This window comes from Mesorhizobium sp. M0771 (assembly GCF_040320155.1).
GTDB lineage: Bacteria > Pseudomonadota > Alphaproteobacteria > Rhizobiales > Rhizobiaceae > Mesorhizobium.
The window spans coordinates 1-26,893 of the sequence record NZ_JAMYPC010000019.1; the positions used below are offsets into that span (position 1 = coordinate 1).

General features: G+C 64.0%; 27 protein-coding genes. 8 read left to right on the top strand and 19 right to left on the bottom strand.

From position 1 onward, the window contains the following. Window positions 1-113 precede the first annotated feature (113 nt). The 8 genes from NKI05_RS24655 to NKI05_RS24690 all read right to left on the bottom strand — a co-directional run bounded on the left by NKI05_RS24655 (window position 114) and on the right by NKI05_RS24690 (window position 12,033). The gene (locus tag NKI05_RS24655) at window positions 114-1,631 is read right to left on the bottom strand and encodes a L,D-transpeptidase family protein (protein WP_352793350.1); all 1,518 of its coding nucleotides are present in this window, start codon (window positions 1,629-1,631) and stop codon (window positions 114-116) included. A gap of 292 nt (window positions 1,632-1,923) precedes the next feature. Then, complete coding sequence (locus NKI05_RS24660) at window positions 1,924-2,280, bottom strand: MmcQ/YjbR family DNA-binding protein (RefSeq protein ID WP_023685771.1); 357 nt, start codon at window positions 2,278-2,280, stop codon at window positions 1,924-1,926. Window positions 2,281-2,351: 71 nt separating this feature from the next. After that, window positions 2,352-4,958: an ATP-dependent chaperone ClpB gene (gene clpB, locus NKI05_RS24665; RefSeq protein ID WP_023685772.1), complete on the bottom strand. Its 2,607-nt coding sequence runs from the start codon at window positions 4,956-4,958 to the stop codon at window positions 2,352-2,354. A gap of 208 nt (window positions 4,959-5,166) precedes the next feature. Further along, on the bottom strand, window positions 5,167-6,162 hold the full coding sequence (locus NKI05_RS24670; protein WP_352793352.1) for a DUF4167 domain-containing protein: 996 nt from the start codon (window positions 6,160-6,162) through the stop codon (window positions 5,167-5,169). A gap of 304 nt (window positions 6,163-6,466) precedes the next feature. Continuing rightward, window positions 6,467-7,345, bottom strand: coding sequence for a peptide chain release factor N(5)-glutamine methyltransferase (gene prmC, locus NKI05_RS24675; protein ID WP_352793354.1), 879 nt, complete (start codon window positions 7,343-7,345; stop codon window positions 6,467-6,469). After that, complete coding sequence (gene prfA / locus NKI05_RS24680) at window positions 7,338-8,417, bottom strand: peptide chain release factor 1 (RefSeq protein ID WP_023686670.1); 1,080 nt, start codon at window positions 8,415-8,417, stop codon at window positions 7,338-7,340. Before prfA ends, prmC begins: the two co-directional genes overlap by 8 nt. An 8-nt stretch (window positions 8,418-8,425) precedes the next feature. Further along, on the bottom strand, window positions 8,426-10,696 hold the full coding sequence (gene ptsP / locus NKI05_RS24685) for a phosphoenolpyruvate--protein phosphotransferase (RefSeq protein WP_023672972.1): 2,271 nt from the start codon (window positions 10,694-10,696) through the stop codon (window positions 8,426-8,428). Between the two features lie 83 nt (window positions 10,697-10,779). Further along, window positions 10,780-12,033 (bottom strand): aspartate kinase, encoded by a 1,254-nt coding sequence (locus tag NKI05_RS24690; RefSeq protein ID WP_023707556.1) that lies wholly within the window; start codon window positions 12,031-12,033, stop codon window positions 10,780-10,782. 245 nt (window positions 12,034-12,278) lie between these two features. On the opposite strand from NKI05_RS24690, the gene NKI05_RS24695 reads away from it, so the two are divergent. The 4 genes from NKI05_RS24695 to NKI05_RS24710 all read left to right on the top strand — a co-directional run bounded on the left by NKI05_RS24695 (window position 12,279) and on the right by NKI05_RS24710 (window position 15,609). Then, window positions 12,279-14,120, top strand: coding sequence for a CHASE3 domain-containing protein (locus NKI05_RS24695; protein WP_023731038.1), 1,842 nt, complete (start codon window positions 12,279-12,281; stop codon window positions 14,118-14,120). Beyond that, entirely contained in the window at window positions 14,117-14,416 is a 300-nt protein-coding gene (locus NKI05_RS24700) for an antibiotic biosynthesis monooxygenase family protein (RefSeq protein WP_050588469.1), read from the top strand. The genes NKI05_RS24695 and NKI05_RS24700 overlap by 4 nt, the downstream gene beginning before the upstream one ends. A gap of 85 nt (window positions 14,417-14,501) precedes the next feature. After that, on the top strand, window positions 14,502-15,251 hold the full coding sequence (gene ubiG, locus NKI05_RS24705; protein ID WP_023672976.1) for a bifunctional 2-polyprenyl-6-hydroxyphenol methylase/3-demethylubiquinol 3-O-methyltransferase UbiG: 750 nt from the start codon (window positions 14,502-14,504) through the stop codon (window positions 15,249-15,251). A gap of 25 nt (window positions 15,252-15,276) precedes the next feature. Further along, a complete protein-coding gene (locus NKI05_RS24710) occupies window positions 15,277-15,609 on the top strand; it encodes an MmcQ/YjbR family DNA-binding protein (protein ID WP_023693995.1) in 333 nt (110 codons plus the stop codon). 87 nt (window positions 15,610-15,696) lie between these two features. Here the strand turns inward: NKI05_RS24710 and NKI05_RS24715 are convergent, their stop codons facing one another. Then, the gene (locus NKI05_RS24715) at window positions 15,697-16,587 is read right to left on the bottom strand and encodes a DMT family transporter (RefSeq protein ID WP_023693996.1); all 891 of its coding nucleotides are present in this window, start codon (window positions 16,585-16,587) and stop codon (window positions 15,697-15,699) included. Between the two features lie 101 nt (window positions 16,588-16,688). On the opposite strand from NKI05_RS24715, the gene NKI05_RS24720 reads away from it, so the two are divergent. Then, window positions 16,689-17,174 (top strand): MarR family winged helix-turn-helix transcriptional regulator, encoded by a 486-nt coding sequence (locus NKI05_RS24720; protein ID WP_023672979.1) that lies wholly within the window; start codon window positions 16,689-16,691, stop codon window positions 17,172-17,174. 4 nt (window positions 17,175-17,178) lie between these two features. Here the strand turns inward: NKI05_RS24720 and NKI05_RS24725 are convergent, their stop codons facing one another. The 4 genes from NKI05_RS24725 to NKI05_RS24740 all read right to left on the bottom strand — a co-directional run bounded on the left by NKI05_RS24725 (window position 17,179) and on the right by NKI05_RS24740 (window position 19,643). After that, on the bottom strand, window positions 17,179-17,604 hold the full coding sequence (locus tag NKI05_RS24725; RefSeq protein WP_023672980.1) for a DUF1178 family protein: 426 nt from the start codon (window positions 17,602-17,604) through the stop codon (window positions 17,179-17,181). Further along, the gene (locus NKI05_RS24730) at window positions 17,601-18,467 is read right to left on the bottom strand and encodes a carbon-nitrogen hydrolase family protein (RefSeq protein WP_352793358.1); all 867 of its coding nucleotides are present in this window, start codon (window positions 18,465-18,467) and stop codon (window positions 17,601-17,603) included. Before NKI05_RS24730 ends, NKI05_RS24725 begins: the two co-directional genes overlap by 4 nt. Window positions 18,468-18,553: 86 nt before the next feature. Then, on the bottom strand, window positions 18,554-18,835 hold the full coding sequence (grxC, locus tag NKI05_RS24735) for a glutaredoxin 3 (RefSeq protein WP_023672982.1): 282 nt from the start codon (window positions 18,833-18,835) through the stop codon (window positions 18,554-18,556). 22 nt (window positions 18,836-18,857) lie between these two features. Next, window positions 18,858-19,643 (bottom strand): ComF family protein, encoded by a 786-nt coding sequence (locus NKI05_RS24740; RefSeq protein WP_196814906.1) that lies wholly within the window; start codon window positions 19,641-19,643, stop codon window positions 18,858-18,860. Between the two features lie 72 nt (window positions 19,644-19,715). Here NKI05_RS24740 and NKI05_RS24745 point away from each other — a divergent pair, with 72 nt between their 5' ends. After that, window positions 19,716-20,588 carry a methyltransferase domain-containing protein gene (locus NKI05_RS24745; protein ID WP_023733657.1) on the top strand — a complete coding sequence of 291 codons (873 nt, stop codon included), beginning with the start codon at window positions 19,716-19,718 and terminating at the stop codon, window positions 20,586-20,588. Between the two features lie 12 nt (window positions 20,589-20,600). On the opposite strand, the gene NKI05_RS24750 is transcribed toward NKI05_RS24745, so the two are convergent. The 5 genes from NKI05_RS24750 to argJ form a co-directional block, all read right to left on the bottom strand. After that, window positions 20,601-20,783 (bottom strand): Flp family type IVb pilin, encoded by a 183-nt coding sequence (locus tag NKI05_RS24750; RefSeq protein WP_023672984.1) that lies wholly within the window; start codon window positions 20,781-20,783, stop codon window positions 20,601-20,603. A 127-nt stretch (window positions 20,784-20,910) separates the two neighbouring features. Then, a complete protein-coding gene (locus NKI05_RS24755) occupies window positions 20,911-21,219 on the bottom strand; it encodes a hypothetical protein (RefSeq protein ID WP_023686679.1) in 309 nt (102 codons plus the stop codon). A 97-nt stretch (window positions 21,220-21,316) separates the two neighbouring features. Beyond that, window positions 21,317-21,733, bottom strand: coding sequence for an 8-oxo-dGTP diphosphatase MutT (gene mutT, locus NKI05_RS24760; protein ID WP_023685791.1), 417 nt, complete (start codon window positions 21,731-21,733; stop codon window positions 21,317-21,319). Further along, a complete protein-coding gene (locus tag NKI05_RS24765; RefSeq protein ID WP_023713717.1) occupies window positions 21,730-22,479 on the bottom strand; it encodes a GNAT family N-acetyltransferase in 750 nt (249 codons plus the stop codon). Before NKI05_RS24765 ends, mutT begins: the two co-directional genes overlap by 4 nt. A gap of 29 nt (window positions 22,480-22,508) precedes the next feature. Beyond that, window positions 22,509-23,750 (bottom strand): bifunctional glutamate N-acetyltransferase/amino-acid acetyltransferase ArgJ, encoded by a 1,242-nt coding sequence (gene argJ / locus NKI05_RS24770; protein ID WP_023751714.1) that lies wholly within the window; start codon window positions 23,748-23,750, stop codon window positions 22,509-22,511. Window positions 23,751-23,919: 169 nt separating this feature from the next. Between argJ and NKI05_RS24775 the strand changes: the two genes are divergently transcribed. Together NKI05_RS24775 and NKI05_RS24780 are read left to right on the top strand one after the other, a co-directional pair. Next, the gene (locus NKI05_RS24775) at window positions 23,920-25,149 is read left to right on the top strand and encodes a caspase family protein (RefSeq protein ID WP_023731046.1); all 1,230 of its coding nucleotides are present in this window, start codon (window positions 23,920-23,922) and stop codon (window positions 25,147-25,149) included. 130 nt (window positions 25,150-25,279) lie between these two features. Then, on the top strand, window positions 25,280-25,867 hold the full coding sequence (locus NKI05_RS24780; RefSeq protein ID WP_023694003.1) for a TetR/AcrR family transcriptional regulator: 588 nt from the start codon (window positions 25,280-25,282) through the stop codon (window positions 25,865-25,867). A gap of 46 nt (window positions 25,868-25,913) precedes the next feature. Here NKI05_RS24780 and NKI05_RS24785 read toward each other — a convergent pair whose 3' ends face one another. After that, entirely contained in the window at window positions 25,914-26,834 is a 921-nt protein-coding gene (locus NKI05_RS24785) for a peptidylprolyl isomerase (RefSeq protein WP_023804562.1), read from the bottom strand. Window positions 26,835-26,893: the final 59 nt, after the last annotated feature.

Below are 26,893 nucleotides of genomic sequence, written 5' to 3' on the forward strand. Positions count from 1 at the left end.
ATTCCATCCCCCCCCCCCTTCAATTTTTTGGGGCCGCCCCCAAAACACCCCGCCCCCCCCCCCCAAAATCACCCACTCCTTTCTGGCCCCCCCACTTAGGCCCCCCCCCAACATCACTGCGCTGGAGCGCTCACTTGCTCCGCAACATCATCGGCCGAGGGACCGCCGACGAACTCGACGGTGACGCCCGGCGACACCAGCTTGGCCAGTTCACGCGCATCCCAGTTGGTCAGGCGCACGCAGCCATGGCTTTCGGTCTTGCCGATCTTGGAGGGATCGGGCGTGCCGTGAATGCCATAGGTCGGCTTGTCCAGCGCAATCCACACCGAGCCGACCGGGCCGTTCGGACCCGGCGGGATGGTCAGGATCTTATCGTTCTGGCCCTGCTTGAAATTGATGCTGGGGTTGTAGGTGTAGTTCGGATCGAGCGCGACGCGCGACACCGTATGGGTGCCGGTCGGCGAGGGCGTGTCGGCTGAACCGATGGTGGCCGGATAGGCCGCGACCAGCTTGCCACCGGCGTCATAGGCGAACACCTGCTTCTTGTCCTTGTCGGCGACGATGCGGGCAACCGGCGTCGCCACCAGCCTGCCGAAATTGGCGACCTTGATGATGGTGCCGGGACGGCTGAAGTCGGCCTCGGGATTGAGCCCCTTCAGGTAGTTCTCGTCCATGTGGAACCGTTCGGCCAAGGCTTCGGTGACGGAGGTGTAAGCCATGCGGTCGAGCTGCGCCTTCTGGCTGTAATCCTCCGGTATCGAGGCGCCATAAGGCCCGGCCGCGTCTTCGGGCGTGATCGTATAATTGGCGAAAGCATCGCCACCGGTTTGCGCCAGCGCAGCCTGGATGCCGACCGCGTCGGTCGAGCGCAGATTGCTGCCGGTGATCTGGTTATAGGCGGCAAGCGCCTTGTCGACATTGGAGCCGAAGCGCCCGTCGACGACGCCGGGTGAAGCGCCGGCGCGGTCGAGCAGCACCTGCAAGGCGGCTACATCCTGGCGTGCGCCGAGTGAAAGCGAGGGATCGACCACGGTCTTGCCACCGGCTTTCGGCGGCAGCGCGGCCTGGTCGGCGGGCGCCGCCGGTTCGGCGGGATCGATAGAGGCTTCGTTCAGCGGCTGGCGCTTGAGGGGCCGCGGTTCAGCGGATTTCGGCGCTTCCGGATAGGTGTCGCTGTCATTGGCATCATCCTGCGGAGCGGCCCCCAGGAATCTGTCGCTTTCAGGATCGTATTCATCAACCGGCGGGCCGGGGATTCGTCCCTGATCGTCCAGTTGCCTGCGGCGGAAACGCGCCATGTCTTCGGGATCGTCGAGATAGTAGCGGTCGTCGTCTTCGACCGGTGCGCGTCCAAGCTCACGTGCCCGCATTTCCCGGCGCAGCGCGCGGCGGTCGAGCCTGGTCTGCGGCGGCTGGATGGCAATGACCTTGCCGGTCTCGGCATCGACGATGACGCGGTTGCCCCTGGCGTCGTAATAGATGTCGAGATTGCCGTCCTGGGCAAGCACAATGCCGCCGCTATCGGCGGCGCGGACGGCCGGCAGTGCGTTGTCCACAGTCGGCGATGCCATGGCGCTGGACGTGAGCAGCCCGGCGGCGAGCACCGAAAAGGCAAGGATCGTGCGGAACATGGTGGTCAAACTCTCCGGTACTTACAGCGCCGCGCGTCCGTTTGGACGCGCAAAGGACGTTGTAACACTTCATGTCTGCGCATGATCCTTTCCGAAAATCGAATTTCGATTTTCGGGGTCATGCGTAATTGCCGCCGCCCGGCAGTGTTCCCACCAGAACGTTCTCGCCACCGTTTGGATGCGCAAGGAACGCCCTGATCGTCAAAAGCCTGCAGGCAAACCCCTTCGCCAGCAAACCACAACATAAGCTTTCCAACATGAACCGGGCATGAAGATGGCGGATTACTGGTTGCTACAGGCCCAATTCCTTGCGCGTCTGCTTCGTCAGCTTGAGGACGACGAGGCGGTGGCTTTCGCCGAGATAGTCCTTCAGCGCATCATCATCCATGCTCTGGCTTGTCTGACGCTGGATCCATTTCATGCCGCGCGAGGCGAGATAGGGCGCCGGCCGGCAGCCGGGCTGATCCTTCAGCACGTCATATGCCATCTCAGAGCATTTGAAGGTGACGAAGACGCCACCCTCCCGGTCATGGCCGGCGATGGTGAAGACCTTGCCACCGACTTTCCAGACATCGGCCCCGCCCCACTGCACGACGTGCGTCGTCTGCGGCAGCGAGGCGCAGAAGCTGTTGTAGTCGTCCAGCGTCATCTGCACCCCCGTCAAAGGATTGTTGTTTCATAAGAAAATGCCGCGCGTCCGGTCGGACGCGCGGCGTTGGATCAGGCTGCCGCGTCGGTCGGCACCACAGTGGGCCTGGACCGGAAATTCAACCGGTCGGAGCCGGCGGTGACCTTGACGGTCGAGCCGTCGAGTATCTCGCCAAGCAGGATTTTTTCCGCCAGCGGATCTTGCAGGTCCTTCTGCATCACCCGCTTCAGCGGCCGCGCGCCATAGGCCGGGTCGTAGCCCTTCGCCGCCAGCCAGTCGATCGATTCCTGGTCGAGCGACAGTGTGATCTTGCGGTCGACGAGCAGGCTTTCCAGCCGCTTGAGCTGGATCTCGACGATGCGGCCCATATCCTGCCGGCGCAGCCGGTGGAACAGGATCACCTCGTCGACGCGGTTGAGGAACTCCGGCCTGAACGAGGCTCTCACCACGCTCATAACCTCGTCGCGCACGGCATCGACATCCTGCTCTTCGCCGAGATTGACCAGATATTCGGCGCCGAGGTTCGACGTCATGACGATCAGCGTGTTGCGAAAGTCGACCGTGCGGCCCTGCCCGTCGGTCAGCCGCCCGTCGTCGAGCACCTGCAACAGGACGTTGAAGACATCCGGATGCGCCTTCTCGATCTCGTCGAACAGCACGACCTGATAGGGCCGGCGCCGCACCGCTTCGGTCAGCGCACCGCCTTCCTCATAGCCGACATAACCGGGAGGCGCTCCGATCAGCCGGGCGACCGAGTGCTTCTCCATGTATTCCGACATGTCGATGCGCACCATAGCGCTCTCGTCGTCGAACAGGAAATTGGCCAGCGCCTTGGTCAGTTCGGTCTTGCCGACGCCGGTCGGTCCGAGGAACATGAACGAGCCGATCGGCCGGTTCGGATCCTGCAGCCCGGCCCGGGCACGACGCACGGCCTTGGACACCGCCTGTACCGCTTCGCCCTGGCCGACGACTCGCTTGCCGATCTCGTCTTCCATGCGCAGCAGCTTGTCGCGCTCGCCCTGCAGCATCTTGTCGACCGGAATGCCGGTCCAGCGCGACACGATATGGGCGACGTGGTCGGGCGTGACCACCTCTTCGACCATGCCGGCCTTGCCGTCCTGGGCTTCGGCTTCCTTCAGCTTCTTTTCCAGTTCCGGGATCTTGCCATAGGCAAGCTCGCCGGCGCGCTGGAATTCACCCTTGCGCTGGGCAATGGCGAGGTCGTTGCGGGCCGCGTCGAGCTGCTTCTTGAGGTCAGCGGCGAGGCCAAGCTTCTGCTTCTCCGACTGCCATTTGGCGGTGATCTCGGTCGATTCCTCCTCGAGGCCGACGAGTTCCTTTTCGAGACGCGCGAGCCGGTCCTTTGACGCCTCGTCCTTCTCGACCTTCAGTGCCTCGCGCTCGATCTTGAGCTGCATGATGCGGCGATCGATTTCGTCCAGCGCCTCGGGCTTGGAATCGACCTGCATCCTCAGCCGCGACGCGGCTTCGTCGACAAGGTCGATCGCCTTGTCCGGCAGGAAACGGTCGGCGATGTAGCGGTTGGACAAGGTCGCCGCCGCGACCAGCGCCGAATCCGAGATGCGCACCTTGTGGTGCTGCTCGTACTTCTCCTTCAGGCCACGCAGGATCGACACGGTATCTTCCACCGACGGCTCGTTGACGAAGACCGGCTGGAACCGGCGGGCAAGGGCCGCGTCCTTCTCGACATGCTTCCTGTATTCATCGAGCGTGGTCGCGCCGACGCAGTGCAGTTCGCCGCGCGCCAGCGCCGGCTTCAACAGGTTCGAAGCGTCCATGGCGCCATCGGCCTTGCCGGCGCCGACCAGCGTGTGCATCTCGTCGATGAACAGGATGATGCCGCCGGCCGCCGAGGTGACTTCGTTGAGCACGGCCTTCAGCCGCTCCTCGAACTCGCCGCGATATTTGGCGCCGGCAATCAGCGCGCCCATGTCGAGCGCCATCAACTGCTTGTCCTTCAGCGATTCGGGCACGTCGCCATTGACGATGCGCAGCGCCAGACCTTCGGCGATCGCCGTTTTGCCGACGCCCGGCTCGCCGATCAGCACCGGGTTGTTCTTGGTACGCCGCGACAGCACCTGGATGGTGCGGCGGATCTCGTCGTCACGGCCAATCACAGGGTCGAGCTTGCCGGCGCGGGCATCGGCGGTGAGGTCGCGCGCGTATTTCTTCAGCGCGTCATAGCCCTGCTCGGCGCTCGCCGAATCGGCGGTACGGCCCTTGCGGACGTCGTTGATCACCTGGTTCAGCGCCTGCGCTGTGACGCCGGCCTTGGACAGGATATCGGCCGTCTTGGCCGACTTCTCCATCGCCAGCGCCTGCAGCAGCCGCTCGACCGTGACAAAACTGTCGCCGGCTTTCTTGGCCAATTCCTCGGCGGTCGAAAACACCTTGGCCAGCGGCTGCGCCAGATAAAGCTGGCCGTTGCCGCCTTCCACCTTGGGCATGGCCTCAAGGGCGGTCTCGACGCCAAGCTTGACGTCGCGCACGTTGCCGCCGGCGCGCTCGATCAGCGAGGCGGCCAGCCCCTCGTCGTCATCGACGAGGACCTTCAGCATATGTTCGGGAGTGAATTGCTGGTGATTGCGCGAGAGCGCCATGGTCTGGGCGGACTGAATGAATCCGCGGACGCGCTCGGAGTATTTTTCGAGGTTCATATCTGTCTCCTTCCATCACCGGCCCGCTTTGCGGCACCGGATCAGATTGCGGTGACGGACCCGCTCATCCGAGCCGGGTCCAGTTCACGCCAGATATGGGGCGCAAGCCATTGCCGCTCAAGACGTCCGGCTGATGATATTGCATGGCCGAGCAAACGAAAACGGCGGAGATCTCTCTCCGCCGTTTCATCGACTTATGTCTTGTGGGTCAGTTGTTGGCGTCGACGGCGAACGGGTCGCCGGCAGGGCTTTCGGCCGGCGCCGCATCAACCACGTCAACAGCGGCAGCGGTCTCGCCGGCGCCATCCACCACCTGGCCACCACCAGACTGTTCGTCACCGACCTGATCGGCATTGTTGCGCGGGCGGCGCGGACGCCGCGGGCGACGGGCAGCGCCGCTCTCGGCGGCTGCCTCATTGAGTTCGGCCCGGGCGGCAAGAGCCGCCGGCGACAGGTTTTCGTACAGCGGCGCCGACTCGGACAAACCGCTCTCGGCTTCGGGCTCAACCGCGGAAACGGTTTCCGCCTGTGCCGGGGTTTCGGTGAAGCGCTGCTGGTCGCCGCGCTGGCCGTTCTGCTCGCCACGCTGGGCAAAGTCGCCACGCTGGTCGTTCTGGCCATAGCCGCCATTGGGGCGGCGGTCACGGTTGCGGCCATTGTTGTCGCGGCCGTTGTTGTTGCGGCCATTATTGTCACGGCCATTATTGTCACGGCCACTGTTGTTCTCGCGGCCGTTTTCCTGGCCGTATGCGAGTTCGGCCGGCGTGCCCTCAATCGTCGGCTGCGGACCGTTGCCGTGGTTCGCCATCGGCGCTTGCGTCTCGCCGCCATTGCCGCTGCCGGCATTGTCAAAATCGTCGCGATCTTCATCGTCGTCGAATTCGTCGCGGTTCTGCGGGGCATTCTGGATCGGCATCTGCGCCTGTGCGGCGGCAATGATGCGGTTGTAGTGCTCGGCGTGCTGGAGGTAATTTTCCGCCATAACCCGGTCGCCGGAGCTTTGCGCATCACGGGCCAGAGTGGCGTATTTTTCGGCGATCTGCTGAGCCGATCCACGGATTTTCACGTCCGGGCCGTTGCTCTCGTAGTTGCGCGTCAGGGGATTTGGGCCCTTGCGGTTGTTGTTGTTGTTATTGTTGTTGCCACCGCCGCCGCCATTGTTGTTGCGACCGCGCATGCGCCTGTTCTGCTGTTGTGGCCTCATAAGACTCTCTTCATTTTGAAATTTTCGAAAAACGTTTCACGAACGGAGGCGCTCATGCAGCCAGCCGTTTCGTTTCTTCACCGGCGTTCGCCCGCATCAATTGCGTTGGCGCCACGTGTCATCCCGTTCCGGTTACATCACTTGCCGGACGATTCCCGCACGAAGCTTGGGCGTCGTTTGCGCAAGAAGGCAGCTATTTCCAAGGAAAACCGAATCGCTAAGAGCACTGCCTGCTTCGTCTCATCCGGTTAGGGCGGACCCTAGCCGCATTCCCCGGCATTGCCAAGCGCTTTTTTGCACTGCATCAAGGCTTTCCCTGTTCAAACATAAGAACCCTGTCGTTTCCGCCAAGATCGACGAATGCCCCGGCCAGCCTGTAGCCGGCTGCCGCGAATATGTCTCTGACCTCATTGCGCTGCGAGTGGCCGATCTCGACCGCTATCTTGCCTTCTGCTTCCAGAGACTTTGCCGCCTCGGCGGCGATGATCCTGTAGGGGCCAAGACCGTCCACACCGCCATCAAGGGCTCTGTGCGGATCGAAATCGCGGACTTCGTCCTGCAGATTTCCAATGTCTCCAGACGATATATAGGGAGGGTTTGCGGCAATTACATGGTATCGGCCCGAAACTTTTTCGAACCAGTCGGAATGCAGCCCCACGAACCGGCCGGCGAGTCCGAGTTGCTCGGCATTACGTATCGCGGTTGCCAGCGCGTCTTGTGAAATATCGACCCCGGTGGCGGTCGCGGCCGGAACCGCGCTGAGCAGCGCCAGCGCAATCGCGCCGGTACCGGTGCCGAGATCGAGGATACGGCATTCCCCCAGCCTTTCGGCCGTCGCGCCGGCAAAAGGCAGGATCGCCTCGACCAGCGTTTCGGTGTCCGGCCGCGGCTCCAGCGTTTCCGGCGACAGCGACAGCCGCAGGCCGTAAAACTCGCGAAACCCGAGGATGCGGTGAACCGGTTCGCCGGCCATGCGGCGCTGCAGAGCAGCGCCGATTGCGGCAACCGCACCCGCATCGACCGTCCGTTGCGGGTCGGCGATCGCCTGCGTACGGTCCGTGCCGGAAAAATGCTCGACGATAAGCCTGGCATCCAGCGCCGGGTCGGAAAGGCCGGCCGCGGCAAGCCGCTCCCGCGCCACCCGCAACAACGGCCCGAGCGCGCCGGGCAACATGTCAGCCATCGAAGCCGATATCGGCGAGCAGCTTCGACTGATGGTCGGCGATCAGCGCATTGATGACCTCATCGAGCTCGCCCATCATCACCCGGTCGAGCTTGTAGAGCGTCAGGTTGATACGATGGTCGGTAAGGCGGCCCTGCGGGAAGTTGTAGGTGCGGATGCGCTCCGAACGGTCGCCCGAACCAACCTGCGATTTGCGTGACTCCGAGCGCTCCTCGTCCGCCTTGCTGCGCTCGAGGTCGTAAAGCCGCGCACGCAGAATCTGCATGGCTTTCGCCCGGTTCTGATGCTGCGACTTCTCCGCCTGCACCACCATGATGCCGGTCGGCAAATGGGTGATGCGCACCGCAGAATCGGTGGTGTTGACGTGCTGGCCGCCCGAACCCGAGGCGCGCATCGTGTCGATACGGATGTCTTCGGCGCGAATGTCGATGTCGACCTCTTCGGCCTCCGGCAGTACGGCAACCGTCGCCGCCGAAGTGTGGATGCGCCCGCTGGCCTCGGTCGCCGGCACGCGCTGCACGCGGTGCACGCCGGATTCAAACTTCAGATTGGCAAAGACTCCCCTACCGGAAATGGTGGCGATGATTTCCTTGAAGCCGCCGGCGTCGCCGTCGCTGGCCGACACCGTCTCGAAGCGCCAGCCGCGTTCGGCGGCATAGCGCTCATACATGCGAAACAGGTCGCCGGCGAACAATGCCGCCTCATCGCCGCCGGTGCCGGCGCGGATTTCAAGGATGGCGTTCTTGTCGTCGGCCGCGTCCTTGGGCAACAGCAGGATCTGGATGTCCTTCTGCAGCTCTTCGATTCGCGCTTCGACGCCCGGCAAATCTGCCTCCGCCAGGGCCCGCATCTCGGCGTCGGTGCCCTTGTCGGCAAGCATCGCCTCGAGGTCGGCTTGCTCGCGCTCGACTGAGCGCAGTTCCCTGACCTTGGCCACCATGTCCTGCAGCTCGGCATATTCGGAAGCCATCTTCACATAGGCATCGGCTGCCGGGCCGGCCGACATCTGCGCTTCGAGCATCTCGAAACGCTTGACGACCTGATCCATACGCTCGCGGGGAAGATTGACCATGGCTAATGCTATAGCGGGATGGAGCGGTCGTCGGCGAAGGCCTGCAGCAGCGCTCGCATCGGCAGCCCTTGAGCTGGCGCCATCAGATTGTCGGCAAAGAAAGCCTCCAATTCCTCCAGTGGCAGTTCGGTCAACATCGCCTTGACCGGGCCGATCGAGGCTGGAGACATCGAGATCGAGCGGTAGCCGAGGCCGATCAGCGCCATGGCGGAAATGGGTTTTCCGGCAAGCTCGCCGCACAGCGTCACCGGCGTGTGGTTGCGAACCCCGGCGTCGGCGATCTGCTTCAGAACCCGCAGGAACGGCGTCGACAGCGTGTCGAAGCGGTCGGAGAGCTGCGTGTTCCCCCGATCGACCGCCATGACGAACTGGAACAGGTCGTTGGAGCCGACCGAGACGAAATCGACCGCCTTCATCAACTCGTCGAGCTGGAACAGCAGCGACGGCACTTCCAGCATGGCGCCCACCTTGAGGCTGGTCGGCAGATGGTGGGCAAAGCGGGAGAGATGCCGCACTTCGCGGTCGATGATCTCGCGCGCCTGGGCGATTTCGCCGAGCTCGGTCACCATCGGCAGCATCAGCTTCAGTTCGCGCCCGCCGCAGGCCTTCAGCAGAGCGCGGATCTGGGTCCTGAGCAGACCCGGCCGGTCGAGCGTCAGCCGGATCGCGCGCCAGCCGAGCGCAGGGTTTTCTTCCTGGACAGCGCCCTTGAAGTAGGGCAGCACCTTGTCGCCGCCGATGTCGATGGTGCGGAAGGTGACCGGCTTGCCACGCGCCGCGTCCAGCACGTCGCGGTAGAGCCGCTCCTGCGCCTCGGCGCGCGGGAAGGTCGAGGCGACCATGAACTGCAATTCGGTGCGGAACAGGCCGATGCCGGCCGCACCCGCCTCGGCCAGCTGCGGCAGGTCGACGGCCAGGCCCGCATTCATCAGCAGGTCGACCTGGACGCCGTCCTTGGTCACCGACGGCTTCTTGCGCAGTTCCCGGTAGACTTCCTGCCGGCGCGCCCGGAAGCGCACTTTTTCGGCATAGGCAGCTTCGAGGTCGGGCTGCGGCCGCAGATGGATGGTGCCTTCCTCGCCGTCGACGATGATGGCATCGCCGTTTTCCGCCATGGAAACGGCGCCCTTCATCTGGCCGGCGACCGGAATGCCCATGGCGCGCGCTACGATGACGACATGGCTGGTGGCAGCGCCGTCTTCCAGCACCACGCCGCGCAGCTTGTCCCTGGGATAATCAAGCAGTTCGGCCGCGCCCATCGAGCGCGCGACCAGGATGGCATCCTTCGGCAGTGACGCCGCGACGTCGTCAGGCCCGCGCCCCATCAGCTGGCGCAGCAGCCGGTTGGCGAGATCGTCGAAGTCGCTCATCCTCTCGCGCAAATAAGGATCGGTCATGTGCAGCATGCGGGCGCGCATGTCGCTCTGCACCTTTTCCACCGCCGCTTCCGCCGTCAGGCCGTTGCGGATCGCCTCTTCCAGCCGGCGCACCCAGCCGCGGTCGTTGGCAAACATGCGATACGCCTCGAGCACCTCGCGATGTTCTCCCTCGAAGGCGACATCGCGCCGCTCCAGCATGTCGTCGATGGAAAGCCTGAGCGAACCGAGCGACGTCTCCAGCCGGCGCACCTCTTCCTCACTGTCCTCGTTGAACAGATTGGTGACGACGATGCGTGGCTCATGCAGCACGACATGGCCGAGGCCGACACCCTCGTTGAAGGACAGGCCGGTAAAGCTGACGGGACGGCGCAGGTCGAGTTCGAGGCCGGGCCGGGTCAGGCGCGCGAGATCGCCGGTGGCGATCATCTCGGCGATCACCATGGCGGTCGTTTCCAGCGCCTCGACCTCGTCGTCGCGGTAGTGGCGCATGGTCTTGTTCTGCACCACCAGCACGCCGAGCGTGCGCCCTGCCCTTAGTACCGGCACGCCGAGGAAGGAATTGTAGATCTCTTCGCCGGTCTCCGGCAGGTAGGCGAAGGCCGGATGTTCCTGCGCATTGGAGAGGTTGAGCGGCCGCGCGCTGGCGGCAATGGTGCCGACGAGGCCCTGCCCCAGCCGCAGCTGCGCCAAATGGACGGCGTTCGGGTTCAGACCTTCGGTGGCATAGAGTTCGAGCACCGAATCGGCGCGCAGCACATAGAGCGAGCAGACCTCGGCGACCATGTTGGAGGCGATGTCGCGCACGATCCGGTCGAGCCGCTCCTGCGGCTCCAGCGGCTCCTGCATGAGCTCGCGGAGCCGTTTCAGCAGAACGCGCGGGCCACTGGCCGTATCACGCATCGCGGCTTCTTCTCCAATGGGCATTTTGCCCGCCGCAGTTTCCACTGCCACCGGCGCACACGCAACAACTCAAATCGCTCTCGCTACTGCTTATCCAGACCGTACACGGAATGCAAAGTGCGAACCGCGAGTTCCGTGTAGGGACCGTCGATCAGTATCGAAATCTTGATCTCGGAGGTGGTGATGGCGCGGATGTTGATCGCCTTGTCGGCCAGCGCCTTGAAAGCGGTGGCGGCCACACCGGCATGGCTGCGCATGCCGATGCCGATGACCGAAACCTTCGACATGCCGGCTTCCGACTGCACCACGTCATAGCCGATCGAAGCCTTCAGACGCTCCAGCACGGCCAGCGCCTTGTCCACGTCGCCGGACGGCACGGTGAAGGTCATGTCGGTGAACTTGCCGTCCTCTGAGATGTTCTGGACGATCATGTCGACATTGATGTTGGCCTCGGCCAGCGGGCCGAAAATGCCGGCGGCAACGCCCGGGCGGTCGCCAACGCGGCGCAGAGAAATCTGCGCTTCGTCCTTGGCGTAGGCAATTCCGGTGACGACCTGCTGTTCCACGATCTCTTCCTCGTCGCAAATAAGCGTTCCCGGAGGATTGAGCAAATCCCCCATTCCGGGCGCATCGGGATCGTCGAAGGACGACCGCACGAACGTACGCACCCTGTGCACCATGGCAAGCTCGACCGAGCGCACCTGCAAGACCTTGGCGCCGAGCGAGGCCATTTCGAGCATTTCCTCGAACGAAATCTTGCTGAGCCGCCGCGCCTTCGGCTCGATCCGCGGATCGGTGGTGTAGACGCCGTCGACATCGGTGTAGATGTCGCAGCGGTCGGCCTTGACCGCCGCGGCAATGGCCACCGCGCTTGTGTCGGAGCCGCCGCGGCCGAGCGTGGCGATGCGGTTGTCCGGGCCGATGCCCTGGAAGCCGGCGACGACAGCCACCTGGCCCTCGCCGAAGCGCTTGATCAGGAACGCGCCGTCAATTTCGAGGATGCGCGCCGCGCCATGCGCGTTGTCGGTCTTGATCGGGATCTGCCAGCCCTGCCAGGAGCGGGCATGGACGCCCATATTCTGCAGTGTGATCGCCAGCAGGCCGGCAGTCACCTGCTCGCCCGAGGCGACCACGGCGTCATACTCGCGCGCGTCGTGCATGGGCGAGGCTTCGCGCGTCCAGCCAACCAGTTCATTGGTCTTGCCCGCCATCGCCGAAACCACGACAGCGACCTCATGGCCGGCATCGACCTCGCGTTTGACGTGACGCGCCACATTGCGGATGCGGGCGATGTCGGCGACGGAGGTTCCGCCGAATTTCATCACGATGCGCGCCATGGAAGCGAAATGCCTTTGACTGAAGCCGGCCCAGGACCGAAAGGGGAAGTAAGCGCTCGACAGAAGCCGGCCGCTGAATGCGCGCCTCCTTAGCCAAATGATGACGGTTTCGCAAGGCTGGCGGCGGATGCCGGCTTCAGGATCGCGGCATATTGCGTTCGGCCCCGCCGCCGCTTACCAAATGCTGCCCGCGGGAAACTCCTTTTGGTCCGGCATATCGAATGATTGTTCGCCTTCGACGCGCCATGCGGTGGCAATCGCTGCCGCTGTTCATCGGCTTCGCCGTGCTGGCGTTGATCGTCGGCACACGCGCCGTGCTGGTCGAGACCCAGAGAGCCAATCGTGAGGCCGCGCGCGAGGCGGTCGAGTATCAGGAATTGCTTTCCGGTTTGCTTGCCATGGCTCAGGAGGCCGAGACCAGCCAGCGCGGCTATCTCCTGACCGGCGAGAAATCCTACCTCCAGCCTTATCGGCAGGCGGTCGACGCCATTCCGGGCCAGCTTGCGCGCATCGACGGCATGACCGCGCCGGACGACGAACTCGTGCAGCAGATCAACCACGTCAAGGACGCGCTTTCACAAAACCAGGCCGAATTGGCTGAGACGATTGCACTCTACGATCGCGGCGATGCGGCAAAAGCTCTGGAACTGGTCCGCAGCGGCCAGGGCAAGGCCGCCATGGACCAGATCCGGGCCAGCATGGACACGATCCGGCGCATTGGCGGCGCAGCCATCGCCGCGCGCGACGCTCATACCGACCGGGTCGAAAACTGGCTGCGAATCGGCTCGATAGCGGCGCTGCTGGCGATCTTCCTGCTTGGCGCCTACACGGTTCGCCTTTCGCGCCGCCGGTTCCGCGCAGTGGCCATCGCCCAGGAAGAGCTGATGCGCAAGAACATCGAGCTCGGCAACGAAATCCAGACGCGTGAAAAGGCCGAATCACAGATCCGCCAGATGCAGAAGATGGAGGCTGTGGGCCAGCTGACCGGCGGTATCGCCCACGATTTCAACAACATGCTGGCGGTGATCATCAGCGCCATGAACCTCGCCCAGCGCAAGCTGACGCGGGGCGAGCACGACATCATGAAATTCATCGAAGCGGCGACCGATGCGGCGACCCGGGCCGCAAACTTGACGTCACGGCTGCTTGCCTTCTCGCGCCAGCAGCCGCTCGCGCCTCAGGTTGTAGACGCCAATCGTCTGGTCGCCGGCATGTCGGACCTGCTTCGGCGGGCGCTCGGCGAAACCATCCGCATCGAAACCGTGCTGGCTGGCGGCCTGTGGAAGACCCATGCCGATCCGAGCCAGCTCGAAAATGCCATTCTCAACCTGGCGGTCAATGCGCGCGACGCCATGGGCGAGGACGGCAAGATGACCATCGAGACCGCCAACAGCCACCTCGACGAGGGCTACGCCGCCACCCATGCCGAGGTCAAAGCCGGCCAGTATGTAATGATTGCGGTCAGCGACACCGGCGCCGGCATGCCGGCGGACGTCATGGAGCGGGCTTTCGAGCCATTTTTCACCACCAAGCCAGTCGACAAGGGCACCGGCCTCGGGCTGAGCCAAGTGTTCGGCTTCGTCAAACAGTCCGGCGGACACGTCAAGATTTACTCGGAACCCGGCCAAGGCACCACGATCAGGATCTACCTGCCGCGCTTCTTCGGCCCGGAAGAGGCCGCCATATCTTCGGAACGAGCCGGAAATCCTGCCGTGCCGGTCACCGAAACCATCCTTGTCGTGGAGGACGATCCACGCGTGCGGGCTTCCACCACGGATGCCATGCGCGAACTCGGCTACACCGTCATTCATGCCACAAGCGGCCAGGAAGCGCTGGAAAAGCTGGGCGACAACCCTGGTGTGGCGCTCATGTTCACCGATATCGTCATGCCGGTGATGAATGGCCGCAAGCTCGCCGAGGAGGCGCTGGCGCGCATGCCGAAGCTGAAGGTGATCTTCACCACCGGCTTCACCAGGAACGCCGTCGTCCACAATGGCGTGCTCGACCATGACGTGCATTTCCTGGCCAAGCCCTTCACCATCGAGCAGCTGGCGGCGAAATTGCGCGACGTGCTGGACGCAAAATGACCGAGGCCCTGGAAATCGTCACCTTTCGCCTCAAGCCTGGAGCGGAAGCGGGCTTTGCCGCCGCCAACAACCTGGTCGCCGACTGGCTGGCGCGGCAACCTGGTTTCGTAAACCGCTGCCTGGCGCGGCGGGACGATGGCAGCTGGGTCGATGTCGTGCGCTGGCGAAGTCGCGAGCAGGCTCTCGCCGCCGCCGGCCGCATCATCGCCGAGATCGGCGATTGCGAAGCGATGCGGGCCATCGATCCCGCGAGTGTTGAGATGGGACATGCGGCGATTGTGATCTCGAGGCCCTAGGTCGACTTGCCAGCAGTCGCATAAAACCGGCCTTGACTTTCTTGCCCCGGCACCCGACTTCCTAGCGTCCGAGGAGACCCGCCCCATGCCAGAGGCCCGACGATCGACAATCGATGCCGGAGAAGTGGAACGCTTTTCCGCGCTTGCCGCCGAATGGTGGAACCCGAACGGCAAATTCCGTCCGCTGCACAAATTCAACCCGGTCCGGCTGGCCTATATCCGGGACCAGGTGGCGGCGCGCTTCGGCCGCGATCCGCGGGCGGCGCGGCCGTTCGAAGGCCTGCGTTTCCTCGATATCGGCTGCGGTGGTGGGTTATTGTGCGAGCCGATGGCAAGGCTTGGAGCCGAAGTGGTCGGCGCCGACGCCTCGGCAACCAACATCGAGGTGGCGAAGCTGCACGCGGCCGAAGGCGGCGTGACGGTGGATTATCGCGCTACGACCGCTGAGGATTTGGCCGATTCCGGCGAGAAATTCGACGTCGTCCTCAACATGGAAGTCGTCGAGCATGTTGCCGATGTCGACCTGTTCATCGGCAAGTGCGGCGAGATGGTCAAGCCCGGCGGCATCATGTTCGTCGCCACCATCAACCGCACGCTGAAGGCACTGGGCCTGGCCATCATCGGCGCCGAATATGTGCTGCGCTGGCTGCCGCGCGGCACCCACCAGTTCGGCAAGCTGGTGCGGCCCGAAGAGCTTGAAAAGGCGCTCGGCAGCGCCGCCATGACCATCATCGACCGCACCGGCGTGACCTACAATCCTCTCGCCGACCGCTGGGCACGCTCCAAGGACATGGACGTCAACTATATGGTGCTGGCGGAAAAACGATCGGTCTGAACGAAAGGGGGCGGCCGTGGACACTATGAGGGCCCGAGAGCTGGCGCTCGATCTTCCCGAAACGGTCGAGCAATCGCATTTCGGCAAGGCTGACTTCCGCGTCCGCAACCGTATCTTCGTCTCGCTGCCCGAAGCCGACCGTGCTGTCGTCAAGCTCGACCGCGACCAGCAAGAGATGATGGCCGCGGCTGAGCCATCGGTTTTCAGGCCCGTGACAGGCGGCTGGGGCCAAAAGGGATGGACGTCGATCATGCTCGAAGCCTGCGACGAACAGACATTCCGCAGCGCCGTTCGGACGGCCTGGCGAAACGTCGTCCCGCCGGCGCTACGGAAGCGCCTCGACGCGAGCCAAATTTAAGCTTGAGCAGTTCGAGCAAAGTGTGAAGCGGTTTTCCCGGGAAAAGCGCATAGCGCATTGCCTAGGGAATTGCGTAAACCAAAGACCCTATGCCTTCTGGCTCTGCGCCTTGGTGGTGATGATCACGCCGATGGTGATGATCACCGCGCCGGCCCAGGTCAGCAACTGGTAGTGCTCGCCGAGGAAGATGGTTCCGGCAAACAGGCCGACGGCCGCCGCCACATAGCCGATCTGGCTGAGATAGACCGGACCGCCCACGGCCTGCAGCCGGAAGAAGAAGGCAAACATCGCCGAGGCCGAAGCGACTTGCGCCACGACAACCAGCGGCACGGCCCTGAGCGGGGCGAAAGCGCCGACGCCGAACAGCGCGAGAATGCCGATCAGCAGCAGCGTCGCCGAGGCCAGGTGGCTGCCGACGGCCAGTTCGATCGGACCGGTGCCTTCGGGCCAGTCGACGGTGCGATAGATATTGCCGGCGGCAAGGCTGACCGGGATCAAAAGTCCGACCAGCACCCAGTAGACATCGGCCGGCTGGCCGGCCTCGCCGCGCGTCACCGCCACCATGACGGCGCCGATGAAGCCGACGGCGATACCAATACTGCCGAGCGTATTTGGCCGTCGAACGCCGAGCAGGATCGAAAACACCAGTGTGATGACCGGCGACAGCGTGAACATGATGCCGGTATAGCCGGCGCCGAGATGCGGGATAGCCGAAAACATCAGCAGATTGGGCACGGCGTAGGACACGGCGGCGGTGATGAAGAAATAGCGCAGTCTGTGCGAGGTGAGCCGCATGCGCTCGCCGTTCGCGAGCAACGCGCACAGCAGCACGCCCCCGGCGCCGAACGAGATGACGAAGGCCCAGACCATGGCCGGAACGCCGGCAGCCGTCGCCAGCTTGCCGAACGGCAAGGTCAGGCCGAGCAGGCCGCCGGTGACGACCAGCAGGCCAAGCGCCGATTCCCAGAGAAATTTCATCGGATGGTCCCGTCACTCACTTGCGGCACTGGGTCGAAACTGTATCTTGAGGTAGCATACCACAAAGATTCTTAACGTCAAGATACTTAGCGGTGAGACAAATGGATCGCGCGGCAAAGGCGGTGGAGCAATGGAAGCGGGAACGGCCGGACCTGGAGGTGTCGCCAATGCTGGTGCTTGGGCGGCTGAACGAAGCCTCGTCGCTAATCGCCCGCGAGCGCCTCGCCCCGCTGTTTGCCCGTTTCGGACTGCAGGCCGGCGAATTCGATGTGCTGGCGACGCTGCGCCGCTCCGGCCAGCCCTACGCGCTGACACCGACCGCTCTATACGAGGCGACGATGGTGACCTCTGGGGCCATGACCAACCGGCTCGACCGGCTTGAGAAGGCCGGACTGATCCTGCGCGGCCCGCACCCCAACGACCGGCGTGGCATTGTCGTGCAACTGACCGAAAAAGGTCTGGCCTTGATCGACGAAGCCCTGACCGCCCACGTCGCCAACGAGCATGAAATCCTCGCCGGGCTCACCGGCACGGAGCGGGGGGCACTGGCTCAGTTGCTTGGCAAATTGATCGATAGCGCCAGCTGATCGCTCAATTGCGCTCCTCGGGAAAACTCGGGATCGGCATGAAATCGATGCCATCCTCGGCCAAGCTCTTGGCTTCGTCCAACGTCGCCTCGCCATAGATGCCGCGCGCATCGCTCTCGCCGAAATGGATCTTGCGCGCTTCCTCGGCAAACTTGTCGCCGACATAGTCGGCATTCTCGCGCACCTTCTCGGCCATCGCCTTCAGTTGCGCCAAAGCCTGCTTCTGGGTTTCGCCCATGGCCAGCGCAATTGTTTCCTGCTTCCGCGCGGTGGAGACGGCTGGCGCCATCAGCGCCTTTTGCACCTTGTGCGAGCCGCAGCTCGGGCAATCGACGAAGCCGCGCTTCTTCTGCGTGTCGAAATCGTCATTGCTGCGAAACCAGCCCTCGAATTCGTGCTCGTGCTCGCAGATCAGGGCAAAGCGGATCACGAAGCCGCGCCCCTGAGCCGCGGCGCTTCCACTACGCCGGCATTGACGGCAAAATCACGCGCGTTCTTGAGATTGGGGATTTTCTTACGCGCGGCCGACGACTGCGCCGTGTCGATCTCGGCGATGATCACCTCCGGATCGTCATGGTCGGCCTCGGCGAGAATTCGACCCCATGGGTCGACGATCAGCGAATGGCCATAGGTTTCGCGGCCATCCTCATGCAGGCCACCTTGTGCTGCAGCAACCACATAGGCGCCGTTCTCGATGGCACGGGCTCGCAGCAGCACATGCCAGTGCGCTTCGCCGGTCTGGCGAGTGAAGGCGGCAGGCACCGACAAGAGGTCGGCGCCGGCCATCGCCTCGGCGCGGAACAGCTGTGGAAAGCGTAGATCGTAGCAGACGGCAAAGCCCAGCCTGGCGCCGTCGATCTCGGTGACGACCGCTTCGGTGCCCGGCTCATAGGCGGCGGATTCGCGCCAGCTTTCGCCATTGTCGAGATCGACGTCGAACATGTGGATCTTGTCGTAGGTGGCGAGCGTCGCGCCGTCCGGCCCAAACAGCAGCGCCCGGTTGGCGAGCTTGCCGTCGGCGCGCAGGATGGCGGTAGAGCCAATATGCAAGAAGACGCCGAGTTCGCTGGCGAGCTTGCGCGCGGTCGCCACGACGATGTCCTTGTCTTCCGAGGTGAAGGAAGCAGCCCTGGCTTCCTTGTCGCGGATCAGCGCACCGGTCATTTCCGGGGTCTGGATGTAGGTTGCACCGAGGCCTGCCGCCTCGCGCACCAGCCGTTCGAGATCGATCGCGTTGCGCTCAGGGCTCTCGCCCGAACGCATCTGGATCGCCGCCGCCTTGAAAACACCCATCGTCACGTCCTCTTTGAGCAATTCCAGGAAAATCGTGTAACGGTTTTCCGTCCGGAATTGCGTAAAAACAAAGACATAGAGCGGCGCTACGAACCGCTCTTTGTCGTCGAGCCGTTGGCAAGCAGCCTATCCAGCTGCCCCCGTGCCTCCAATTCGTGGAGGTCGTCGGAGCCGCCGACATGCGTGTCGCCGATGAAAATCTGCGGAAAGGTCGAGCGGCCATGCGCCCGCGAAATCATTTCCTGGCGCAATTCCGGCGAAAACGAAGCGTCATGCTCGGTGTAGGCGACGCCCTTGCGGTCGAGCAACCGCTTGGCCGCCGCGCAATAGCCGCACATCATACGGGTGTAAATCGTCACATCGAGCATCGGTCCGTGCCTTTCCTCGACCTTATATAGTCGCGGACTCGTCGGCCCGAAAGTCCCCCGGCAGGACACGCGCAAAGGTCAGCACATCGACCGCTCCGGCGCCGCCCTTCTTCAGCGCCTTGGCGACCGAGCGCACGGTAGCGCCGGTGGTGTAGACATCGTCGACCAGAAGCACGCGGCGCCCAGTGATCTCGATTTCGGCTTCCGCAGGCACACGGAAGGCGGCGCGCACATTGTCCTCTCGCTCCTGCCGCTCCAGCCCGACCTGCTGGCGCGTGAGCTTGACGCGCCGGACCGCCGAGGGCGAGAAAGGCAGCCCGCTAAGCTGCGAAACCGCCCTTGCCAACTCCGCCGACTGGTTGAACTGCCGTCGAAAGAAGCGCCGCCAGTGCAGCGGCACCGGCACGACGACATCGGCGTCTGCAACTAGCTCGGCCCCGGCGCGGAGCATCCAGCGCGCCATCCATGGCGCCAGATCGGTGCGGTCCTGGTATTTCAGCCCTTGCACCATCTGGCGGGCGACACCGGAATAGGCCACAGCCGCCCGCGCCCGCTCGAACGGCGGCGGATCGGCGATCGCCTCGGCCGACAGGAACCCCTCGCCCATATCGTGGGTGAATGGCGTGCCCATCACCGCGCACCATGGCCGCTCCAGCAGCCTCAGCTTCGGCCAGCAGGCACCGCACAAAACGCCGGGTTGCGAGACGTGCCTGCGACAGCCGGCACAGACCGGCGGGAACAGCATCCGCGCCGGCCAGTCCAACATGGCCAGTTTCAACATGATTTGAGCGAGGCTCTTGATCTCCATCACCGGATCGGCCACGTGGTTTTGTCGTCCGCGCCAGGATATCACTAGACAGACAAACAGGGATGTCTACCGTTGCAGCCGATCATCGATACTGAACTTTGGCTGGTGCGCAAGCGCAGGGCGCTGGCCCACCCCGTAGCCGGCGCGGATTTTCTGATGCGGCGGGCGGCGGAAGACCTTGCCGACCGGCTCGGCGCGGTCGAGCGGAAATTCGGCAAGGCCGCGGTGCTGTTTTGCCAGACGCCGGACGCAACGGACGTGGTCGCTGCAAGCGGCAAGGCAGCGGAGATCGTGCGCGTCGAGGCAGATCCAGCGTTTCTGGACGGCCGGCCAGGGCTGATAGCACCGCTGGAAACAGTGCCGTTCCAGCCGGAAAGCCTCGACCTCGTCGTTTCACTTCTGTCGTTGCAGGCGATGAACGACATTCCCGGCATGCTGGTGCAGATCCGCCGCGCTCTGCGGCCCGACGGGCTTTTCCTCGGCGCCTTTGCCGGCGCCGGCACGCTTTCCGAATTGCGCGAAAGCCTGCTCGCCGCCGAGACCGAACTCTATGGCGGCGCCAGCCCGCGTGTCATCCCCTTCACCGATGTTCGCGACGCCGGCGCACTGCTGCAGCGCGCCGGACTGGCGCTGCCGGTGGCCGACGTCGAAACGGTGACCGTCCGCTACGATACCCTCTTCGACCTCATTGCCGATCTCAGGGCGATGGGCGAAACCAGCGCGCTGACTGATCGCAGCCGGCGACCGGGAGCGCGAAAGCTTTTTACCCGTGCCGCCGAAATCTATGCCGAACGCTTTTCGGACGCTGATGGCCGCATCAGGGCAAGCTTTTCCATCGTCTGGATGTCGGGCTGGGCGCCCGATGCCTCGCAGCAAAAGCCCTTGAAACCGGGTTCGGCGAAGGTCTCGCTGAAGACGATACTGGAAAACCCCGGCGGGCGGTGACGGCGCTCCGGATCAGTGCTCGGCGAAGGCGTTTGCGAGCCTGCTGTTGTTGTCGCTGAACAGAAACTGGATCGCATTGCTGGCCTTGCCGACACCCCCGACGATGGCAAGCGACAGCACCGCAACGATCAGGCCATATTCAATGGCCGTGGCGCCTGTTTCGTCCTGCAAAAATCGGCGCAGCAATGGCTTCATGATCGTCGATCCCTCTCATCCCCGACCATATCGCCGACCTGTTAAGAAAGGTTAACGGCACAAGCTTAACAGGCTGTGAAATGGGCCTGCGTTGAGGAAGTTCTCAAGCTGGTGTCGACCTTGTTGGTCAGCAGTCGCCGCTGCGTTGGCCGTCGGCGCGGATGATGCAGACTGAGTTCGGTGAGGGCTGCAGCACGCTTCTGCGCAGCGTATAGGTGGCCCGCGAGCCGATCGAACCCGTGCTCATCGGGTCGAGACCGCCTGCAAGAGCATCGCGGCTGGACGATCGCGTCTGGTTGTCCAGCACGGGGACCGCGATCAGCGCCAGCGCCACTGCGGCCGAGCCGAACAACAGCGTGACGCGCAATAAGCCGACGCCGGCGGCGCGAAAGCTGCGATCTGGCCGGATCGAGTCCCATTCCCTGTCGAGGCTCATGCAATCGCTCCCCGCGAACCCGCTTTGCCGCAATTTTTCACGACGAGATAAATCTTCCATTAACGCTGGCTAGATCAGACCGCGAAATGGCTTTGTATCACAACAGGTCGATGAGGAACTGGATTAGCGGCGCGTCGGCCGGCGGCATGGGATAGTCGCGCATCTGCTTTGGCCGCACCCATTTCAACGCCTGCCCTTCCCTGGGCTGCGCGATGCCGCGGAAGCGGCGGCAGACGAACAGGGGCATCAGGAGATGGAAATCATCATAGGAATGGCTGGCGAAGGTGAGCGGCGCCAGGCAAGGAATGTCAGTCTCGATGCCGATTTCTTCCTGCAGTTCGCGGATCAGGCATTGTTCCGGCGTCTCGCCTGGCTCTACCTTGCCGCCGGGAAATTCCCACAGGCCGGCAAGCTGTTTGCCCTCGGGCCGCTGCGCCAGAAGCACCCGCCCATCGGTATCGACCAGCGCGCACGCGGCGACCAGCAGCAGGCGTTTGCCGGTGATCTCGCTCATGCGCCCGGCGGCCGGCGATAGTGGTAGCGATAGACTTCGTCGAAGCCCAGCGAGCGATAGAGCGCCAGCGCCGGCGCATTGCCGGCCTCGACCTGCAGCCAGGCTTCGCGAGCGCCACGCAGCCTCGCCCACTTCAGCGCCGACAGGATCAGGTTGCGGCCATGGCCCTGATTGCGCGCCGACTTGGCGGTGGCGATCTCGAACAGGCCGGCAAGATCGCCGTCATGGACGCAGATCAGCACCGCCAGAGGGTCGGCCCCTTCCTCCAGCGCAAACAGCCCGACTTCGGGTTGGATGGCGCCGATGATTTCCGAAAGACCGGGCCGCAGCGATGCATCCGAGCCGCTGACCTTGAGCGACGCGCCGAGAAAGCGGCTGATATCCTTCAGCGGAATCTGGTCCATGGCCGGCGCCAGTTGCGCGTCCGCCAGCGGCAGCCGCATCACCAGGGATTCGTCGAATGTGCTCCAGCCCTCATTGTCGAGATGCTTGGCTAGGTCCGGCCCCGACAGCGGCGAGATGCGGAAGGTCAGCGGCCTGCCATAGGCGTCGAAGCGCCGGCTGGCGCGGCCGATGCGCTCGGCAATGTGCTGGGTGTCGCCGGGATCGAGCGGGTTGACCGAGTTCAGCCGCTTGGCCGGATGGCCGGCTGTCAGCCGCACCACCCAGGTGCCGTCATAATGCACGGCCGCCGCCGGCCAGGCGCGAAACCCCGCAGCCTCGTAGCGGCGCACGATGGCGAGCATGCTTGCCGGATGCCTGGAAGCCAACTCCATCAGCTCCGGTAATCGCCATTGATGGCGACATATTCCTTGGTGAGGTCGCAGGTCCACACCGTCGCCTTGCCGCGGCCGATACCGATATCGGCGCGGATGCGAATGTCGTCGCGCTTCATATAGGCCGAGGTCGCTTCCTCGGAGTAGCCCGGGTCGCGTTCGCCCTCATGCGCCAGACGGTTGTCGCCGAACCAGATCGACAGCCGGTCGCGATCGGCCGGCTCGCCGGCCTTGCCGACGGCCATGACGACGCGGCCCCAATTGGCGTCCTCGCCGGCAACCGCCGTCTTGACCAGCGGCGAATTGGCGATGGACAGCGCGATGCGCTTGGCCGAGCGCGCCGATTTGGCGCCGGTAACGGTGACTTCGACCTGCTTGCGGGCGCCCTCGCCGTCGCGCACCACTTGCAGCGCCAGCGATTTGAGCACCTTGCCCAGCGCCCGGCGGAACGCGCCGAGACGCGCATCCTTGGGATCGCTGATGGCGGGCGCGCCGCGCTTGGCAGCGGCTCCGGTGGCGAACAACAGCAGCGTGTCGCTGGTCGAGGTGTCGCTGTCGACGGTGACGGCGTTGAAGGTCTTGGCCGTGCCGCGCGACAACAAGTCCTGCAGCACGGGGGCGGCGATCGGCGCATCGGTGGCGATGAAGGACAGCATAGTCGCCATATCGGGCGCGATCATGCCGGCGCCCTTGGAGATGCCATTGATGATGACGTCGGTGTCGCCGAGCTTGACCGTCGCTGTCGCCACTTTCGGATAGGTGTCGGTGGTCATGATGGCCTTTGCCGCCTCGATCCACAGATCCGGCTTGCCGTCCTTGACCAGTCCGGCCAGCAAATGGCTGAATTTGGTGGTGTCGAGCGGCTCGCCGATTACCCCGGTAGAAGCGAGGAACACTTCGCCTGGCGTGCAGCCTGCGGCCTTGGCCGCGGCCTCGCCGGTCAGTTGGGTGGAGGCGCGGCCCTTCTTGCCGGTGAAGGCGTTGGCGTTGCCGGAATTGACCACAAGCACCCGCGCCTTGCCGGCGCCAAGGTTCTCGCGGCAGAAGTCGACCGGCGCCGAGGGGCATTTCGACTTCGTGAACACGCCGGCAACCGCTGTGCCGGCATCGAAGACCATGGCCAAGAGGTCGGTACGGTTCTTGTACTTGATCCCGGCCTCTGCGGTGGCGATGCGCACGCCCTCAATGGCAGGCATTTTGGGATATTTCTTCGGCGCGAGCGGCGAAATCGTTGCGTACATTGGGGACCTCGGGCGACGGAAAAACGCTAGGCGAAGGCCGGTTTGCCCGATAGCACGGCCCGGCGCAAGGGCGTTTTCTTGGCCGCCGCTGTGGGCAAGCCACCAGGGATTAAGCTTGCATTTCAAATCCGTTGGCGTCGGCGGGGCCTCTGGCGTTATGATATCGGCCATGGGCAGGCTGGTGATCTTGGCGGTGGCGTTTATGGGGCTTTTGCTCCTGAGCGCCGATGCGCAGCCGGAACGGCGCGTGGCGCTGGTCATCGGCAATGGCACCTATGCCGAAGCCGGCACGCTCACCAATCCGGTCAACGATGCGCTCGATATTGCCGGCAAGCTGCGCTCGATCGGCTTCGAAGTCATCGAGGGCAACGATCTCGGCAAGCGCGAACTCGAGCGCAAGATCGGCGAATTTTCCGATGCGCTGGAAGGTGCGGGCGTCGGGCTTTTTTATTACGCCGGCCACGGCCTGCAGGTGGAAGGGCGCAACTACATCGTGCCGGTCGACGCCCGGCTCGACATGCCGGTCAAGCTGCAGCTCGAAGCCGTGCCGATCGACGAAGTCCTCGACATCATGGAGCAGCAGACCAAGGTCAGCCTGGTCTTTCTCGATGCCTGCCGCAACAATCCCTTTGCCCGCAGCCTGAGCCGCACCGCCACCACGCGCTCGGCAACGGCGCTTGCCGGTCTGGCGCAGTTCGATTCGACGCGCGGCTCCTTCATCGCCTTCTCGACGGCGCCAGGCGCTGTCGCCATGGACGGCACCGGACGCAATTCGCCGTTCGCCGCCGCCCTGCTGCGGCACATGGCCGAGCCCGGCCAGAGCATCAACGACATGATGATCGCGGTGCGCCGCGACGTGGTCTCCGAAACCCGCGAGGGACAGCGCCCATGGGAACAGGGTTCGCTGCTCGAACGGTTTGAGTTTGTGCCCGGCGGCGAAACGGTTGCACAGCCGAAGCCCGCCGTCCCCCCGGCGCCCGAAACAAAGGTTGCGGCACTCGAACGGTCTGTAGGCGACGACAAGACCGCAATCGAGAAATTCCTGCGCGACGACTATCTTGCGCCCGATGCCGCGGCGATCGGCGAGACCGTCAAGCGGCTCTATGCGCCTTCCGCCACCATCTTCGGCACGCGCTATGACAGCGACGCCGTCGTCAAGCTCAAGACGGACTGGTTCGCGCAATTTGCATCCTGGTCGTTCAGTCTCGAGCCCGGCAGCCTCGAGGTGACGCCGCAGGGCGAGAACCGCGCCGAAGCCGTGTTCGCGATGAGCTACGACTATATGTCGAAAGACAAATCGGCGGCGCGCATGACCGGTAAGGCACGAGTCACGCTTGGGCTGGTGAAGAGCGACGGCCAGTGGCGTATCGCCTCGGAAACCTCGCAAGCGATGAACTGAAATCCCCGCGAAGCGAATGTGAGACCTGCTTCTACAAGCGCTGGAAACGGGCCGTTTCGTTTGCCTGCCAGCTCACCTATATTGCCGGCGAGATTGTTGGCGAGGGCAGACATTGTTGGCGAGGACAGACATGGGCGAGGATCCGGCCCGCAGATCGATCGGGGCGCGGCGCAACCCAGACAGCGCCGAGGCCATTCTCGAGGCCGCGGAGGCGGTGCTGGTCGAGGCCGGCTATGCCGGCTTCTCCATAGAGGCCGTGGCGCGGCGGGCGCGCGCCGGCAAACCCACGATCTATCGCTGGTGGCCGAGCAAGGCGGCCCTGCTGCTGGAGGTCTACAAGCGGCAAAAGCGTGTCGACGTCCCCGATACCGGCAGTCTCGAAGACGACCTCGTCGGTTTTCTGAGGAACCTCTTCGCGCATTGGCGCGACACATCCTCGGGCAGCGTATTCCGCTCGCTGATCGCCGAGGCCCAGTCCGACGAAGCGGCGGCCGCGGCCCTGACTGGCTATGCCGATGGGCGCGTGTCCCACACCGCTCGGATCATCGAGCGCGCCAAGGCGCGCGGCGAGGTTGCGGCCGATATCGACGCAGCGCTGGTCGCCGACCTCATCGCTTCCTATGCCTGGAAACACCTTTTGACCAACCGGCTGGACGAAGATGAGGCGACAATCCGTGCCACTGTCCGCTATGTGATGTCCGGCATCTCCCGCAATTGAAAAGGGCGCCGAACGGCGCCCTTTGCATGTTTTTTCGGTGCCGGCCTTACTTGCCGGCTTCCATCGTGTCGACGGCCTTCTTCAGATTGGCGTCGGGGATTTCAACCTTTGCGGCGCCGCGCAGCTGCTTGACCAGTGCGAAATACTTGTCGCGGATCACCGCCTGCTTGGCCTGGTCCTTGACGTCGTCGAAGGCCGGCGGCTGTTTGGTGCGCTTGTCCTCGAGCTTGATGACATGCCAGCCGAATTGCGTTTGCACCGGCTCCTTGGTGTATTTGCCGATTTCGAGCGCAACTGCCGCCTTGTCGAATTCCGGCACCATCTGCCCCGGGCCGAACCAGCCGAGATCGCCGCCATTGGTCTTGCCCGAGGGATCGCTGGTATGCTCGTTGGCGAGCTTCTGGAAGTCGGCGCCGCCATCGAGCTGCTTGATGATCGCCTCGGCCTCTTCCTTCGTCTTCACGAGGATGTGACGGGCATGAATCTCATTGACCGGCGGCGTGCTGGCGATTTCCTGGTCGTAGCGGGCGCGCACCTCGGCATCGGTAACCTTGTCGACGACGCCCTTCTCGACCATCTCGCCATGCAGCGCGCGCTGCTGCAGGAACGCCATGCGGCGCTGGAATTCGGGATCCTTGTCGAGCCCGGTAGCGACCGCCTGGGCGGCCATGACGCGGATTTCGATGGCCGCCGAAAGGGCCGCGGCGCGGCGCTGCTCGGGTGGCAACTGCGAGAACTGCTGCGACAGCTCGCCCTCGGCAAGCCCAAGGTCCGCCTCGGTCAGCTTCTGGCCATTGACTGTAGCGATAACGGTGTTCGGATCGACGGGGGCTGCCGCCGGCGCTGCTGCGGCATCGGCCGGGGCGGGAGCGGCTTCCTGGGCCATCAGCGGAGACAGCGACAGGGCCGACAGGCCGAAAGCCAGGCCAAGGCTGGCGAGCGACGCACGGCGAAACAGTAGGGACATCAAGATTAACTCCAAGGGGGGATAGGTAGGGCTTGCAGATCAGCCGGATTGTGGCGGAA

Excerpts from the sequence above, each read along its gene's own strand:
- NKI05_RS24655 (WP_352793350.1), bottom strand. The coding sequence starts at position 1,631 with ATGTTCCGCACGATCCTTGCCTTTTCGGTGCTCGCCGCCGGGCTGCTC.
- NKI05_RS24660 (WP_023685771.1), bottom strand. The coding sequence starts at position 2,280 with ATGACGCTGGACGACTACAACAGCTTCTGCGCCTCGCTGCCGCAGACG.
- clpB (WP_023685772.1), bottom strand. The coding sequence starts at position 4,958 with ATGAACCTCGAAAAATACTCCGAGCGCGTCCGCGGATTCATTCAGTCC.
- NKI05_RS24670 (WP_352793352.1), bottom strand. The coding sequence starts at position 6,162 with ATGAGGCCACAACAGCAGAACAGGCGCATGCGCGGTCGCAACAACAAT.
- prmC (WP_352793354.1), bottom strand. The coding sequence starts at position 7,345 with ATGGCTGACATGTTGCCCGGCGCGCTCGGGCCGTTGTTGCGGGTGGCG.
- prfA (WP_023686670.1), bottom strand. The coding sequence starts at position 8,417 with ATGGTCAATCTTCCCCGCGAGCGTATGGATCAGGTCGTCAAGCGTTTC.
- ptsP (WP_023672972.1), bottom strand. The coding sequence starts at position 10,696 with ATGCGTGATACGGCCAGTGGCCCGCGCGTTCTGCTGAAACGGCTCCGC.
- NKI05_RS24690 (WP_023707556.1), bottom strand. The coding sequence starts at position 12,033 with ATGGCGCGCATCGTGATGAAATTCGGCGGAACCTCCGTCGCCGACATC.
- NKI05_RS24695 (WP_023731038.1), top strand. The coding sequence starts at position 12,279 with ATGCGGTGGCAATCGCTGCCGCTGTTCATCGGCTTCGCCGTGCTGGCG.
- NKI05_RS24700 (WP_050588469.1), top strand. The coding sequence starts at position 14,117 with ATGACCGAGGCCCTGGAAATCGTCACCTTTCGCCTCAAGCCTGGAGCG.
- ubiG (WP_023672976.1), top strand. The coding sequence starts at position 14,502 with ATGCCAGAGGCCCGACGATCGACAATCGATGCCGGAGAAGTGGAACGC.
- NKI05_RS24710 (WP_023693995.1), top strand. The coding sequence starts at position 15,277 with ATGAGGGCCCGAGAGCTGGCGCTCGATCTTCCCGAAACGGTCGAGCAA.
- NKI05_RS24715 (WP_023693996.1), bottom strand. The coding sequence starts at position 16,587 with ATGAAATTTCTCTGGGAATCGGCGCTTGGCCTGCTGGTCGTCACCGGC.
- NKI05_RS24720 (WP_023672979.1), top strand. The coding sequence starts at position 16,689 with ATGGATCGCGCGGCAAAGGCGGTGGAGCAATGGAAGCGGGAACGGCCG.
- NKI05_RS24730 (WP_352793358.1), bottom strand. The coding sequence starts at position 18,467 with ATGGGTGTTTTCAAGGCGGCGGCGATCCAGATGCGTTCGGGCGAGAGC.
- grxC (WP_023672982.1), bottom strand. The coding sequence starts at position 18,835 with ATGCTCGATGTGACGATTTACACCCGTATGATGTGCGGCTATTGCGCG.
- NKI05_RS24740 (WP_196814906.1), bottom strand. The coding sequence starts at position 19,643 with ATGGAGATCAAGAGCCTCGCTCAAATCATGTTGAAACTGGCCATGTTG.
- NKI05_RS24750 (WP_023672984.1), bottom strand. The coding sequence starts at position 20,783 with ATGAAGCCATTGCTGCGCCGATTTTTGCAGGACGAAACAGGCGCCACG.
- NKI05_RS24755 (WP_023686679.1), bottom strand. The coding sequence starts at position 21,219 with ATGAGCCTCGACAGGGAATGGGACTCGATCCGGCCAGATCGCAGCTTT.
- mutT (WP_023685791.1), bottom strand. The coding sequence starts at position 21,733 with ATGAGCGAGATCACCGGCAAACGCCTGCTGCTGGTCGCCGCGTGCGCG.
- NKI05_RS24765 (WP_023713717.1), bottom strand. The coding sequence starts at position 22,479 with ATGCTCGCCATCGTGCGCCGCTACGAGGCTGCGGGGTTTCGCGCCTGG.
- argJ (WP_023751714.1), bottom strand. The coding sequence starts at position 23,750 with ATGTACGCAACGATTTCGCCGCTCGCGCCGAAGAAATATCCCAAAATG.
- NKI05_RS24775 (WP_023731046.1), top strand. The coding sequence starts at position 23,920 with ATGGGCAGGCTGGTGATCTTGGCGGTGGCGTTTATGGGGCTTTTGCTC.
- NKI05_RS24780 (WP_023694003.1), top strand. The coding sequence starts at position 25,280 with ATGGGCGAGGATCCGGCCCGCAGATCGATCGGGGCGCGGCGCAACCCA.
- NKI05_RS24785 (WP_023804562.1), bottom strand. The coding sequence starts at position 26,834 with ATGTCCCTACTGTTTCGCCGTGCGTCGCTCGCCAGCCTTGGCCTGGCT.